Below are 14,012 nucleotides of genomic sequence, written 5' to 3'. Positions count from 1 at the left end.
GACGGAACCTGAACAGGAACGGCTTCCTACTTTTTATGCAGGTCCGGGTCGTCGTGCCTTTCTGAATTAAATCCCAATTACCCTAAATACACAACCTTATCTTCCGGCTCTGCGGCTGGTTCCATATCGATCAGATACAATACCGGCTGTTTGTTTCCAAAGGAACTTACTGCCTCGTACTCGAATCTTGCACGGATCTGCATCCAGGATTTTGTCTTTGCATCAATTTTCATTTCTGCCTTACATGGATATCCGTAATAACGTACATCGTCCGCACAGCAGGTCATGATCTCTCTGACCGGAACAAACATATTGTCCGGCATCCCCTTCGGCCGAAAGATCTGTCCTTTAAAATCAATCTCTTTATGAAGATATAATTCCGGATGATCATATGCATCCACATACCATACTCCAAAGTCAACATCGTCCAGCACAATCTTATCACCTTTTACGTCATATGGAAGATCTTCTTCAGACGGTTCTATGATCTTACCCTGCATATCTTCAAAAAGGAGCTGTGCCATCGGGTTCTGCACTTTCAGTGCCCGTCTGAATCCTGATCTGTTAACGCCGTCTGCACAGCGGTTTACAACGATCAGTTCTGATTCTGTCAGCTGTTCCATCAGCATATTTCTCATATTCATCAGATACATATCCAATGTCATACCATTAACGGTTGAATATACGCCCTGTAGCTCGAAGCTTCTTGGATATCTGATCGAAAGCAGATCTTCCAGTTTCCACATCCCGTTATATTCAATAACGATCTGTGCCGGATGATAATTTCTTTCACAGTTTTTGAAAAATACAGTGTTCAGCTGTTCGAATTCTTCGATTTTCAGAACTGCCATATTCTTTTCTTTCAAATATTCTTCCGGATACTCTTCTTCTCCTTCTTCACAGAGAAGCAGCAGTGTAAGTCCCGGTTCGATCCATTCCTGTTCCATCAGGGTATCTTTTATCATGGTTGTTTTACCACTGTCTAAGAATCCCGTGACGATAAACATAGGTGTTGCCATACCCGCACCTCTTTCCTTTTTTCTATTTCCTGTCTTATACGTGGAATAACTTCAGAAGTTCTTCTTCCTTCAGATCTGTTCCGATTACGCAGATGCGTCCTGTATAATCCGGCTGACCTTCTCTTACTTCGTATTCTTCCGGTACTAAATCAAACTGTTTCCATCCTCCGTCTGTCATCTGAATGATACCTTTTGAACGAAGGATTGTTCCATACGAAGTGGTCTCCGACAACGCTTTCAGCAGATAATCTAATTCTTCTTCTGTATATTTATGAACAGTCTCTTTGCCCCAGCTTGTAAACACATCATCTGCATGATGATGGTGGTGATCATGGTCATGATCATGTCCGCAGCAACAGTCATGAGCGTGGTCATGGTGGTCATGATCGTGATGATCGTGATGATCGTGGTCACAGCAGTGATCATGGTCATGGTCGTGATGATCATGATCACAGCAGTCATGGTCGTGGTGATCTCCATGTTCTTCAAACAGGCTCTCAATCTCAGCTCCCTTTGTCAGTGCATGGCTGATTGCTTCTCTTCCAAGTTCATCCCATGGAGTGGAGATGATGGTTGCTTCTGCATTTTCCTCACGAAGTGTGTGCACGCACTCTTCTACCTTTTCATCAGTCATCATCTGTGTACGGCTCACAACAATTGTAGATGCATGCTCTACCTGATCTTTGAAGAATTCTCCAAAGTTCTTCATGTACATCTTCGCTTTTTTACCATCTACAACAGTGATTCTTCCATCGATCTCGATATCTGCATCTTTCTCTACTGCCTCGATTGCTCTGGCTACATCGGATAATTTACCTACTCCCGACGGCTCGATGATAACACGATCCGGATGATACTCGTCCAGTACTTTTACCAGTGCTTTGCTGAAATCACCTACCAGGGTGCAGCAGATACATCCTGAGTTCATCTCTGTAATCTCGATTCCTGCATCTTTCAGGAATCCTCCATCAATACCGATCTCACCAAATTCATTTTCAATCAATACAAGTTTCTCTCCTGCCCATACGTCGCTGAGCAGCTTTTTGATAAATGTAGTTTTTCCTGCTCCGAGGAATCCTGAAATAATATCTACTTTTGTCATCTTTATTGCCTCTTTTCTATCTATTTTCAAACATTAATAAAAGTCCCGACACATATATTATCACAAACAGCTGGGGGTTGCCAGTCCCTCAATTCTATTATTTTTCTCAACTTTCTATAAATCATCCATAAAAATTCTTCCAAATACATAAAACAAAAGAGATATCTGTACACATCACTTTGGTACAGATACCTCTTTTCATTTTTATGCTTCTTCCTATAACAATCCGCCGATTGACAGGAACAATGGTGCGAACACCAGTGATACAACTGTCATCAATTTGATCAGGATGTTGATGGAAGGTCCTGATGTATCTTTGAATGGATCACCAACAGTGTCTCCGACTACAGCTGCTTTATGAGCTTCACTTCCTTTTCCACCGTGGTTACCGTCTTCAATATATTTCTTAGCATTATCCCATGCTCCACCTGCATTAGACATGAAGATTGCCATCATAACACCTGTTACAAGTGCTCCTGCAAGAAGTCCGCCAAGCGCAGAAGGTCCAAGAAGGATTCCGACTACCAGCGGTGCAAGTACTGCCATGACACCAGGAACCAGCATTTCTTTTAATGCTGCTGTTGTTGAGATTGCAACGCATGACTTGTAATCTGGTTTTTCTGTACCCTTCATGATTCCAGGCATTGTCTTGAACTGACGTCTTACTTCTTCGATCATCTGGTATGCTGCTCTTGATACAGATGACATTGTCATAGCTGAGAATAAGAATGGAAGCATTCCACCGATCAGCATTCCGATAATTACACGTGAGTCAAGGATATCAATTGTCTTCAAATGTACTGCCTCTGCATAAGATACGAACAGGGCAAGTGCTGTCAGGGCTGCGGATCCGATAGCGAAACCTTTACCCATAGCTGCTGTTGTATTACCAACGGCATCCAGTTTATCAGTGATCTGACGGACATGTGGATCCAGCTCAGACATCTCTGCAATACCACCGGCATTGTCAGCGATTGGTCCGTAAGCATCTACAGCTACTGTAATAGCGGTTGTAGAAAGCATTCCTACAGCAGCAAGTGCGATACCGTAAAGTCCGCATGTCTGGTATGCAACAAAGATACCGACACAGATCAGAAGAATCGGAATTGCTGTAGACTTCATACCTACTGCAAGACCACTGATGATGGTTGTTGCAGATCCCGTCTCTGACTGTTCTGCAATTTCTTTCACTGATTTGTAGTCTCCGGATGTATATACTTCTGTGATGATACCGATCAGAAGTCCCACGATCAGACCGGCTACGATAGCAATCGCTGCTTTAAAATCTCCAAAGAATACTTTACTGAATACGCAAGATACGATCAGTACCAATACACTTGCTACATAAGAACCTGTCTTTAATGCTTTATGTGGATTGGAATTCTCGTCACCCTTTACAAAAAATGTTCCGAGGATAGAAGCTACAAGTCCAAGTCCTGCGATCAGGAGTGGGAAGATAGCTCCCTCAGCTTTATAATATACGATTCCAAGTGTCAGTGCCGATACAAGTGCGCCTACATAAGACTCAAAAAGGTCTGCTCCCATACCTGCAACATCACCTACGTTATCCCCTACATTATCGGCGATAACAGCCGGGTTACGCGGATCATCTTCCGGAATACCTGCTTCTACCTTACCAACAAGATCGGCTCCTACATCGGCAGCTTTTGTGTAGATACCACCACCAACACGTGCAAACAGAGCAATGGAAGAAGCTCCTAAACTAAAGCCTGTAATAATATCAACATTTTTAGTCAGGATGTAAATGATGCTGACACCAAATACACCAAAACCGGCTACACACATACCCATTACAGCTCCACCGGAGAATGCAATCGAGAGTGCTTTGTTCATTCCTTTTTCTTTTGCTGCATTCGCAGTTCTTACATTTGCCTTTGTAGCAACTTTCATCCCGCAGAAACCTGCAAGCGTTGAGAATAAAGCTCCTACTACAAAGCATACAGCAGTAATCCAGTTACCGATTCCGAATCCAATGAGTACGAATAATACCGCAACGAAAATAACCAGAATCTTGTACTCTGCCGTCAGAAATGCCTGCGCACCATCACTGATCGCTGCGGCGATTTCTTTCATTCTGTCGTTTCCGGCATCCTGTCTTCCTACTCTTGCTGCCAGATAAGCTGCAAAGAGCAGTCCAAGGATTCCAAATACCGGAACGAGATACAATAACATTTCCATAATTTTTCTCCTTCCGTCCGGCTTTCTCAACTTTATACCGGACAGATGTATTTTAACATATTCTTGTCTTTTTATGGCGGTTTTTTTTATTTTTGTATGTTATTCCGATTTTTTTCTGTATATTGTCCAAAATGCCGACTATTCATTGATTATTTATAATCTATTTTTACCAATACCAGTCCGTTTGGCAATGCTGTGGCCCCTTCTGAAGTATGGACTTTGGCTTCCAGAATCTCTTTTACTTTTTCTGGAGTATAGAACCCTCTGCCGACCCGGATCAGGACACCTGCGATAATGCGGACCATGTTGTACAAAAATCCATTTCCTGTGATTCTCAGCACAATCTCATCATCTTTTTTTTCAATCGTCAGATCATATACTGTTCTCACTGTATCCTGTGTATTGGTTCGGATATTACAAAAACTCACAAAATCATGCGCTCCGATCAGATATTTGGCTCCTTCTCTCATTGCACCGATATCCAGCGGAAACGATACAAATGTACAATATCGTGTCTTTAATGGATTCGGCATCTGTGCATTGTAAATATGGTACTCATATGTTTTAGAAATATTATCCTGATATCTCGGATGCCAGTCAAGCGGCACTTCATCTGACTTTACTACCACAATATCTTCCGGAAGCCTCTGATTTAATGCATAGGAAAATCTTTCCGGCGGAATCGGAGATTCTGTATCAAATACTGCCACATTGCCAAGCGCATGCACTCCGGAATCCGTACGGCTTGCCCCGATAACCCGGATGTCTTCTCTAGTAAGTCTGTTTAACGCTTTATTCAGTTTTTCTTCTATTGTAATTCCATTCGGCTGGATCTGCCAGCCGCAGTAATTCGTCCCGTCATATGCTACAAAGATTCTGATTCTTCTCATGATATTTTTCTTTCCTTTCACGTGATTATATCCCGGAATAAATCAGGGACGGAGTTTTCCCCGTCCCATTTTCTGATGCATAACTGTCGCTTATCCTCTAAAATATCCATATATGCAGTGGTACAAATCTTCCGATTAAAACAACGAGAACCACATACGCAATTACAGTAATATAAGCTATTCTGTCTTTCCTGCAGTATTTTAACGGCTTCATCTTCGTACGTCCCTCACCACCATGGTAACATCTTGCCTCCATTGCCATCGCCAGATCATTCGCTCTCCGGAACGCAGACACAAACAAAGGAACCAAAATCGGAATCATACTCTTCGCTTTCTGAATCATATTGCCGCTTTCCAGATCGGCACCTCTTGCGATCTGCGCTTTCATGATCTTATCCGTCTCTTCCAGAAGGATCGGGATGAAGCGGAGTGCGATTGACATGATCATTGCAATCTCATGTACTGGAACACGAATCTTGTTCAGTGGTCCGAGTAATTCTTCAATTCCATCTGTCAGTTCATTCGGGGTCGTTGTAAATGTCATAAGTGACGAACCGATGATCAGATAGATCAGCCGGATTGCCATATATACCGCTGTCCTGAGACCGCCTTCTGTGATCGTGAAAATCCATGCATGGAACAACACTGCTCCATCCCTCGTCAGAAATAAGTTGAACAACACCGTGATCATCAAAAGCATGATGACCGGTTTTAACCCTCTTACAATAAAAGAAAACGGTACTTTTGATATCCTGATAACAAGGATCAGAAACAACGTCGTCATCACGTATCCCGGAATACTGTTGAATAAAAACAGTGAGATCAGGTAGAGCAGCGTTCCCACCAGCTTTACTCTTGGATCCAATCTGTGTAACACACTCTTTGCCGGATAATATTGTCCGATTGTTATATCTCTTATCATATCTTCTTCTCCAGTGCCCGCATAATCTCATCTGTTGCTTCTTCCACAGTCGTCACATTTACCTTTACTGGTAAACCTTTTTCTTTCAGGTCGTGCATGATATATGTTACCTGCGGAGCTGCAAGGCCAATCTTCTCCAACTCCTGATAATGCGCAAACACCTCTTTCGGTGTGCCATTATACATCACTGCCCCCTTGTTCATCACAACGATCCGATCCGCATATCTCGCAATGTCTTCCATGCTATGCGACACCAGAATCACTGTCATATCGCTCTGCTTATGAAGATATGCGATCTGATCCAGAATATCATCTCTGCCCTTCGGATCAAGCCCCGCCGTCGGCTCATCAAGAACCAGGACCTTGGGATGCATTGCCAGAACTCCGGCAATCGCTACTCTTCGTTTCTGTCCGCCCGAGAGCTCAAATGGAGAAGATTTATAATATTTTTCTTTTAACCCTACCAGTTTCAATGCCTCTAGCGCACGCTTTTCACACTCTTCTTTGCTCAGTCCCTGATTCTTCGGACCAAAACACACATCTGTCAGTACATCGATCTCGAACAACTGGTACTCCGGATACTGAAATACCAGTCCGACCTGATTACGGAGTGCACGCATATCATACCCATTTTGGTAAATGTTTTCTCCATTATAATATAATGCACCATCTGTTGCCTTTACCAGGCCGTTCAAATGTTGGATCAGTGTCGACTTTCCTGATCCAGTATGCCCGATGATCCCCACAAATTCTCCATGTGGGATTTCCAGACAAATGTCTCTGAGTGCATGTTTTTCATATGCAGTCCCGGGACTGTATATATAATTCAAATGTTCTATCTTAATTGCAATGTCTGTCATTTCTTCTCACCATTTTCACTTGTCAAACGTTCCACTGCCTCTACCAGTTCTTCTTTTCTCAGAATCCCTTTCGGAATATCCAGTCCGCGTTTTCTGAGTTCATCTGCCAGAATCGTCACTTGCGGCACATCCAGCCGGTAACTCTTTAATTCATCTACTTTGGAGAATATCTCTTTCGGTGAGCCTTCCATCACGACTTTTCCGTGATCCATCACGAATATCTTATCTGCATCTACTACTTCTTCCATGTAATGTGTGATCAGTATCACAGTGACCTTCTTCTGCTTTCTGAGTTTATGAACCGTCTTTAAGACTTCTCTCCTTCCAACCGGGTCAAGCATTGCAGTCGGCTCATCCATAACGATGCATTTCGGTTCCATTGCCACGACACCGGCGATTGCTACTCTCTGTTTTTGTCCTCCGGAAAGCTTATTCGGAGAATGATGCCGGTATTCGATCATCCCAACAGCTTTCAGACTTTCTTCCACCCGCTGCCAGATCTCATCCGTCGGAACGCCCAGGTTCTCCGGACCAAACCCCACATCTTCTTCTACTACAGTGCCAATGATCTGATTGTCCGGATTCTGAAATACCATTCCCGCCGACTGTCTTACATTCCAAAGTTCATCCGGATTACTCGTATTCTTTCCATCTACCCATACGGAACCTTCTGTTGGCATCAGAATTGCATTCAGATGCTTGGCAAGAGTTGATTTTCCGGAACCATTATGTCCGAGAATTGCTATAAACTGCCCTTCTTTTGCTTCAATATCTACTTCATCAATAGCACGCGATGTTCCAATCACATTGCCTTCTTCATCACGTTTTTCATATTCATATACCAATTTTTCTGTCTGGATCATTTCCATCTGTCGTTTTCCTCCGCGTCATATGTGTTGGAAATTTACATACAGCGATCAGACGTATCTGATCGCTGTATGCCTGATTGCTATGATTCTGCCATCTTATACCTGTACGGTTACTATCTGCCGCCGTTTTATGCTTTCTCCGGTTCCAGATACTCTGTTCCCATTGTATCAACAGTTACCTTCTTCATCTTCTGTTCATCCAGTGGTCTGTCGCTGTAATCTGTATCTGTCTCAGCGATCTTATTCACAATATCCATGCCTTCGATGATCTTACCAAATGCAGCATATGAGCCATCCAGATGTGGTGCTGCTTTATGCATAATAAAGAACTGTGAACCTGCTGAATCCGGATGCATTGCCCTTGCCATAGAAAGCACTCCTTCTGTATGTGCAAGTTCATTTGCAAAACCATTCTGAGCAAATTCCCCTTTGATCGAATATCCCGGACCACCCATTCCGGTTCCGTCCGGGCATCCGCCCTGGATCATGAATCCATTAATAACACGGTGGAAGATCAGTCCGTCATAATACCCTTTTTTCACCAGGGAAACGAAATTATTTACTGTATTCGGTGCAACTTCCGGATACAGTTCTGCTTTCATAATATCTCCGTTTTCCATCTCAATTGTAACGATTGGATTTGCCATTCTATTTTCCCCTTTTCTTTCTTAATTTAACTACTTTTTTAAAAAGCGCCGGCAAAAACCGACGCTTTCATTTTAGCGGATAAATCGTTATCCGTAAAGACTTCCATATGATTTTTATGGATTATTCACTTTTTCCAAAATAATATCCTTCAAAATTATACTTGAATACACGGTAAATGAATTCTTCATAATCCATCTTATATGTTGCGATCGCCTTATGATCCGCATCATATTCCGTAAACGTTCCTTTCAATCCGGAATCTGCAAGCACGTGATCCCCAATATCCTGTGCGCTGCTGACATATCCGGAATATGGAACCTTAAATGAATCCACAAGTTCAAATGTTCCTTCGTTTTCGTCTACCAGATATTTATAATATTTGGAATTCTTTCCGTCCACTGCCGAACTGGTCTTAAGTCCGATGGAAGACCAGTCATAATCCGGTCTTGTCTCGCTGATTCCGATATTATTATTAAACATATACAGATAATACTGCCCGTCTGCAAGGCTTTCATCCGTCTCATATGTAATCGTATGCTGACCGCCCTGAATTATAAAATCGCCTTTTTTATTCAGTACACAACTGACATAAGATGTATCTTCCCAGAAATCCTTCTCACCGATCATGTAAGCAATCGACGGTTCATCATAAAGGTTGTCCACTTTAATGATCGTAGACGTCTCTCTGGAGCTTAACAGCACTGATCCATTTCCCATATACTGGATCGTATTAATATGCATCCAGTCCAGCTCATCCGAGGAATTCTTCACACAGGTCTTCTTATAATCACCAAACAGGTCTCCCAGATCCAGTACCTCTGTCACTTCACCTGAATTCACATCCAGCTTCAACACGATATCCTCCACACTGTCCTGTGTGGTATCCGTTGCCAGGATCAGCATATTGCCATTTTCATCAAATACATAATCATGATGCAGACTGTAATCACCAAGATTATACACCTTTGTCACCTGTCCGAGACGGTTCACCTGTGCCATCCTCTTCTCAGAAATACTGTAATACATGAAGTTATCATCAAAAAGCAGCCTGTTGCTTCTGTAACCCAGAAGCGGCACCTCACCTCTTAGCACTCCGCTGTTATCATAATAATACATGAAATCCATAGAACTGCTGTCATTACCTAATATCACATATAGTCCGTCTTCCAGCTGTTCCACACTCTGTTTTATATCGGTATCAAGCTGTACCTTTTCCTCTCCGTACAGACTTCCCATTTCGTATACGATTTCCTTTGTATTTGTAGACCCATCTTCGTTTGTCACATAAAAGGTAATTGTATTCTCCGTATCCGGGATCAGGCCAATCACCTGGAATTCATGTTCTGTCTGATATTCCTCATCCTGATATACATCTCTGCTGAAATCAGAAATGCCATCGTCTTTAACATGGATCGTGTAGGATACCTTTACCGCTGCATCCGTTTTAAAATATACATACAGTGACTGTGTATTGGTTCCGAATGGATTATATTCAATCAGCATATTGTTCAGATTATAATCCTGTGACTCTTTCTTTTTCTCTAATTTTTCCGCAACTTTTTTCTGTTCTTCTTCTTTATAGGTCAGCTTGATCTTTTCGTAGATCTTTTTCTGTTCTGCATTCATTACATTTTTTTCGTTATCCGATTTTTTCAGTTCTTTTTTCCCATCTGATTCTGAAGTTTTCTCTGTTTTTGTTGTATTGTCTGCTTTTGTGCACGCTGTCATTCCTATTGCAAGTATCATAGCTAATATTCCTGCAGTCATGATTCGCTTTTTCACTTTTTCTGTCCCACCTTTTCTTTTATTCTTTTACGATTATGAATAATTATAATTCAAAAATATGTAAAAAATATGAACCTTGGTCATTTTAATTCTTTTTCTGCTCTTTTATCTCATAAATTACGATTCCACCTTTTTCTTCACACCCGGTTTTCCACAAATCGTTCAGGTTCAAACGGACTTTTTCCCCATAAGTAGCCACATCAATCCATGTTTCATGCTTCTCTTTTTCATATCCGACCACCAGGAACCAGTGCCAGATAAAATCTTTGTATTTTTCAGTATTCAAATGACGGAGCATCAGATATGGAACCGGAAGTTCTTTATCAATCTGTCCGCATATAATACGTTCTGCCTCGTCTGCATCTCCTGTTCCGTCGAATTTTTCCATATGGATCTGGTAATCTGTTCCACATCTTTTATTCACGTCTGAAATATATTTTTCCAATCCCCCGATGTACCACTCAGGCTTTTTCACTCCCTGAACTCTCGGCCGTATATACGGCTTCATAAGCTGGCTGAATTTTTTATAGGCTTCTTTATCCATCTGTTCCAGATCAAATGGATATAGTTCTTTCATTCCTTTGTATTTTGCCAGATAGATGCAGCTGTCACAGGCCGTTGCTGCCCCGCATCCTCCGACATTCATAACAATATTGGTAAACCAGTCCTGATTTCCGCCAAATTCTCCATCAATCATAAAATAATCCAGTTCTTTTTTCATCTTTTATTCACCTGTCCTGTTTTCTTCTAAATGTTATTCTAACACAATTCTTCCCAAATACGAATAGACAACACAAAAAGCAGGAACTACAACTTCTCTGTAATTCCCGCTCCGTATAGATATTTTTATTGTTTAAATATATTGATTATAAACTTCTGGACATCTCTTCGCAGACTTTCATTGCTTCGATGATAGAACTTCTGAATCCAAGTTCTTCTAATGTACGAACAGCTTCAATTGTTGTTCCTGCCGGTGAGCAAACCATATCTTTTAATTCTCCAGGATGTTTTCCTGTATCCAGAACCATCTTTGCGCTTCCGAGAACTGCCTGTGCAGCAAACTGATAAGCCTGTTTTCTTGGCATTCCGCCTGAAACTGCTGCGTCTGCCATAGCTTCGATCAGCATAAATACATATGCCGGTGAGCTTCCGCTTACTGCTGTCACAACATCCATCAGACGCTCCGGAACGATCTCTGCGCGGCTGAAGCTTTCCAGAAGACTCTTTACATATGCGATCTCATCTTCTGTAAGGTGCTCATTCGGGCAAACGGCTGTCATACCTTCTCCAACCATAGCCGGTGTGTTAGGCATTGTACGGACAATCTTTACTTCTTTTCCAAACTGTTCTTCAAGCCATGCAAGTGTCTTACCAGGTGCAATTGTAATGATAATCTGGTTGTCTGTTACTACATCTTTGATATCTGCAATTACGCTTGCATAGAACTGAGGTTTTACAGAGAGGATAATTGTCTCTGCTTTTGAAGCAACTTCTTTATTATCTGCTGTTACATTGATTCCATATTCTTTCTGCGCTCTTTCTCTTCCAGGTGCAAAAAGATCTGCTCCGATGATCTCTTCTGCCGGAATTACATTATTCTTAATAATTCCACCCATGATTGCTGATGCCATGTTACCTGTACCAATAAATCCTAATTTCATCCTTAATTACCTTCCTTTTCCAATATGATATTGTCTTATTAATTGTTCCAGCGCATGAATGATGATTTGTAATGGATATTCTTCATGTGCTATTTGTATACGTTTTTTTAATTTGTATACAAATCATTTCTACTGTGACTATAACACTCCTTTTCAAAAAAGTCAACACATAACCTTGAATTTTCTTTAAAAACACGTTATAATTTGTATACAAATATAAAAGATGTATACTTTTATCTTCACATCCATTTTTCTGGGACGTATACCAAAAGGGGGAATCCGACATGGCAGAAAAGAGTCCGTCTCTTGCCACACAGGCTTATGAGACAATCAAAGAAAATATTATGAATCTTACCTATCCTCCGGGCATGGTTCTCACCGAAGCCATGCTCACCAAAGAACTGGGGATGAGCCGCAGCCCGGTCCGTACTGCGATCCAGATGCTGCAGGTCGAAGGGCTGATCGTTTCTGATTATTATAAATCTATGACGGTGAAAGAAATTACAGAGAAAGATATCAATGAAATCTATCAGTTAAGAGAATTATTAGAGGGCCCGGCTTTTCACCTTATCTTTACGTCAGGCCGGTATGAGGAATATTCTTACCGCATAGAGGAAAAGATCGTGCGCATGTGCGCCGTTGCCGGTGATCTGTACGAATGGGAAATTGCGGATACCGCAATGCATATGGAGATTATCAGTATTCTGGATAATGAACGGATTAACCGGATCTATGAAAATAATCTGTCTGAGCTCATCCGTATCGGACAATATTCCATCCGTAACGGAATGGGAATTCCAAAGACAAATGAAAATCTCAAGAAAATGGTTGCATATATGCGGAAAGGAAATTATGAAAAGGCGTTTGAAATACTGAAAAATGATCATTTCGGTACCGGACGCAACACTGCTTTGAAAATGCATTGATCTACAGAACAAGAACCTGCCATTGGCAGGTTCTGTGTATTTATTATCTTTTTATCTTTTAAAATGTTCCAGCATGACCGGCATACATTTTTTCGAATACTCTCTCAGTGAATACTCTCCCTTATTCAGACACCAGTCCGAAACCAGCGCCCTTTCGCACATGGAATAATATCTGACCAGATCGCTCACCGAGACTTCATCCGATATCTCGCCACGCTTTTGTCCTTCATCGATCACACTGCTGATCAGCTTATAATATGTCCGGTTCTGATCCAGCAATGATCTGTGTCCCTGTGCCACAAGCTGTGTAGAATACAGAGATGCCAGAAGATCAATGTTGATCTTTTCTTCTATCATAGAATGTGCTTCATAATTCAGATACAGTAACTTATCATAACTGTTCATATCCGGATCCATTTTCTCTTTCAATATTTCATAATTATCATCCAGGATCATAGACAATGTATTCAAAAGCTCGTCCTTTGTATTAAAGTAATAATAGAAGGAACCCTTGGATGTTCCGGACAGATCAATGATATCATCCACCGTTGTTCCATTATATCCTTTTTCATAGAACAGCTGCCACGCCGCAGCTACAATTCTTCCTTTTACGCTCTTTTGATTTTCAGTTTCTATCGTCATTTTTCTTCTCCTTGTCCACCCTCATCTTGAATACTTCCAGTATAACATATGTATCTTTCAAGTGTATATACCGAATCACTTTTCCCATCCTGTAAACTTAATATTTCACTTCAAAACTGCTTTCCGTTTCTGTTTCCTTCTCTTCTGTATCGATCCAGTCGATCTGGATAAACTGATTCCTGTTCAGTCCTTTCATCAGTTCGAAGATCATTGCCTCTCTTCCCTGTACTTCCATCACTACGGTTCCGTCATATTCATTTTTCACCCATCCGGTCAGATTCATTGATCTTGCCAGATATTTGGCAGTATAACGAAAACCTACTCCCTGCACTCTTCCGTGAAATATCATGTGTTTTCTTACATCAGCCATCTCATCTTCTCCTAAACTATTAGAAACACGCTCTGCTCGTTGTTCGCGTAAATAAGAATCAGGGTACTGCTTTTGCACAACACCCTGGATATCTTCTGCTATATGATCTGTCTTTATGA

14 protein-coding genes are annotated in these 14,012 nt (G+C 41.6%); 1 reads left to right on the top strand and 13 read right to left on the bottom strand.

The window, feature by feature from the left end:
- Positions 1 to 77: 77 nt before the first annotated feature.
- The 11 genes from GT508_RS06100 to proC form a co-directional block, all read right to left on the bottom strand.
- Positions 78 to 1,019 (bottom strand): TIGR03943 family putative permease subunit, encoded by a 942-nt coding sequence (locus GT508_RS06100; RefSeq protein ID WP_028087072.1) that lies wholly within the window; start codon positions 1,017 to 1,019, stop codon positions 78 to 80.
- A gap of 34 nt (positions 1,020 to 1,053) precedes the next feature.
- Positions 1,054 to 2,121 (bottom strand): CobW family GTP-binding protein, encoded by a 1,068-nt coding sequence (locus GT508_RS06095; RefSeq protein ID WP_161143783.1) that lies wholly within the window; start codon positions 2,119 to 2,121, stop codon positions 1,054 to 1,056.
- Positions 2,122 to 2,337: 216 nt separating this feature from the next.
- Entirely contained in the window at positions 2,338 to 4,320 is a 1,983-nt protein-coding gene (locus tag GT508_RS06090; RefSeq protein ID WP_118225108.1) for a sodium-translocating pyrophosphatase, read from the bottom strand.
- Between the two features lie 149 nt (positions 4,321 to 4,469).
- Complete coding sequence (truA, locus tag GT508_RS06085) at positions 4,470 to 5,210, bottom strand: tRNA pseudouridine(38-40) synthase TruA (RefSeq protein ID WP_055283602.1); 741 nt, start codon at positions 5,208 to 5,210, stop codon at positions 4,470 to 4,472.
- A 97-nt stretch (positions 5,211 to 5,307) separates the two neighbouring features.
- Positions 5,308 to 6,132, bottom strand: a complete 825-nt coding sequence (locus GT508_RS06080; RefSeq protein ID WP_028087076.1) for an energy-coupling factor transporter transmembrane component T family protein — start codon at positions 6,130 to 6,132, stop codon at positions 5,308 to 5,310.
- Positions 6,129 to 6,983: an energy-coupling factor transporter ATPase gene (locus tag GT508_RS06075; protein ID WP_161143787.1), complete on the bottom strand. Its 855-nt coding sequence runs from the start codon at positions 6,981 to 6,983 to the stop codon at positions 6,129 to 6,131. Before GT508_RS06075 ends, GT508_RS06080 begins: the two co-directional genes overlap by 4 nt.
- Positions 6,984 to 6,988: 5 nt before the next feature.
- Positions 6,989 to 7,861: an energy-coupling factor transporter ATPase gene (locus GT508_RS06070; protein WP_117598224.1), complete on the bottom strand. Its 873-nt coding sequence runs from the start codon at positions 7,859 to 7,861 to the stop codon at positions 6,989 to 6,991.
- Between the two features lie 128 nt (positions 7,862 to 7,989).
- Positions 7,990 to 8,508: a peptidylprolyl isomerase gene (locus GT508_RS06065; RefSeq protein ID WP_161143782.1), complete on the bottom strand. Its 519-nt coding sequence runs from the start codon at positions 8,506 to 8,508 to the stop codon at positions 7,990 to 7,992.
- A 121-nt stretch (positions 8,509 to 8,629) separates the two neighbouring features.
- A complete protein-coding gene (locus tag GT508_RS06060; protein ID WP_330576888.1) occupies positions 8,630 to 10,291 on the bottom strand; it encodes an aryl-sulfate sulfotransferase in 1,662 nt (553 codons plus the stop codon).
- 88 nt (positions 10,292 to 10,379) lie between these two features.
- Positions 10,380 to 11,015 (bottom strand): hypothetical protein, encoded by a 636-nt coding sequence (locus GT508_RS06055; RefSeq protein ID WP_117598225.1) that lies wholly within the window; start codon positions 11,013 to 11,015, stop codon positions 10,380 to 10,382.
- 145 nt (positions 11,016 to 11,160) lie between these two features.
- Positions 11,161 to 11,955: a pyrroline-5-carboxylate reductase gene (gene proC / locus GT508_RS06050; protein WP_161143781.1), complete on the bottom strand. Its 795-nt coding sequence runs from the start codon at positions 11,953 to 11,955 to the stop codon at positions 11,161 to 11,163.
- A gap of 284 nt (positions 11,956 to 12,239) precedes the next feature.
- Between proC and GT508_RS06045 the strand changes: the two genes are divergently transcribed.
- Positions 12,240 to 12,881 (top strand): GntR family transcriptional regulator, encoded by a 642-nt coding sequence (locus GT508_RS06045; RefSeq protein ID WP_055283593.1) that lies wholly within the window; start codon positions 12,240 to 12,242, stop codon positions 12,879 to 12,881.
- A gap of 51 nt (positions 12,882 to 12,932) precedes the next feature.
- On the opposite strand, the gene GT508_RS06040 is transcribed toward GT508_RS06045, so the two are convergent.
- Positions 12,933 to 13,523 (bottom strand): TetR/AcrR family transcriptional regulator, encoded by a 591-nt coding sequence (locus GT508_RS06040; RefSeq protein WP_055283591.1) that lies wholly within the window; start codon positions 13,521 to 13,523, stop codon positions 12,933 to 12,935.
- A 97-nt stretch (positions 13,524 to 13,620) separates the two neighbouring features.
- On the bottom strand, positions 13,621 to 13,893 hold the full coding sequence (locus GT508_RS06035) for an acylphosphatase (protein WP_028087526.1): 273 nt from the start codon (positions 13,891 to 13,893) through the stop codon (positions 13,621 to 13,623).
- Positions 13,894 to 14,012: the final 119 nt, after the last annotated feature.

Origin of the sequence: Dorea sp. BIOML-A1 (assembly GCF_009875615.1) — a bacterium.
In the GTDB taxonomy this organism is placed as follows: domain Bacteria; phylum Bacillota; class Clostridia; order Lachnospirales; family Lachnospiraceae; genus Dorea_A; species Dorea_A amylophila.
The sequence above is the reverse complement of the archived record's forward strand: the minus strand, read 5'-3'. Positions and strand labels throughout refer to the sequence as shown.

What these genes read in the sequence shown, in the direction of transcription:
- GT508_RS06095 (WP_161143783.1), bottom strand. Translation starts at nt 2,121, where the DNA reads ATGACAAAAGTAGATATTATTTCAGGATTCCTCGGAGCAGGAAAAACT.
- truA (WP_055283602.1), bottom strand. Translation starts at nt 5,210, where the DNA reads ATGAGAAGAATCAGAATCTTTGTAGCATATGACGGGACGAATTACTGC.
- proC (WP_161143781.1), bottom strand. Translation starts at nt 11,955, where the DNA reads ATGAAATTAGGATTTATTGGTACAGGTAACATGGCATCAGCAATCATG.
- GT508_RS06045 (WP_055283593.1), top strand. Translation starts at nt 12,240, where the DNA reads ATGGCAGAAAAGAGTCCGTCTCTTGCCACACAGGCTTATGAGACAATC.
- GT508_RS06070 (WP_117598224.1), bottom strand. Translation starts at nt 7,861, where the DNA reads ATGGAAATGATCCAGACAGAAAAATTGGTATATGAATATGAAAAACGT.
- GT508_RS06055 (WP_117598225.1), bottom strand. Translation starts at nt 11,015, where the DNA reads ATGAAAAAAGAACTGGATTATTTTATGATTGATGGAGAATTTGGCGGA.
- GT508_RS06040 (WP_055283591.1), bottom strand. Translation starts at nt 13,523, where the DNA reads ATGACGATAGAAACTGAAAATCAAAAGAGCGTAAAAGGAAGAATTGTA.
- GT508_RS06080 (WP_028087076.1), bottom strand. Translation starts at nt 6,132, where the DNA reads ATGATAAGAGATATAACAATCGGACAATATTATCCGGCAAAGAGTGTG.
- GT508_RS06100 (WP_028087072.1), bottom strand. Translation starts at nt 1,019, where the DNA reads ATGGCAACACCTATGTTTATCGTCACGGGATTCTTAGACAGTGGTAAA.
- GT508_RS06035 (WP_028087526.1), bottom strand. Translation starts at nt 13,893, where the DNA reads ATGGCTGATGTAAGAAAACACATGATATTTCACGGAAGAGTGCAGGGA.
- GT508_RS06090 (WP_118225108.1), bottom strand. Translation starts at nt 4,320, where the DNA reads ATGGAAATGTTATTGTATCTCGTTCCGGTATTTGGAATCCTTGGACTG.
- GT508_RS06065 (WP_161143782.1), bottom strand. Translation starts at nt 8,508, where the DNA reads ATGGCAAATCCAATCGTTACAATTGAGATGGAAAACGGAGATATTATG.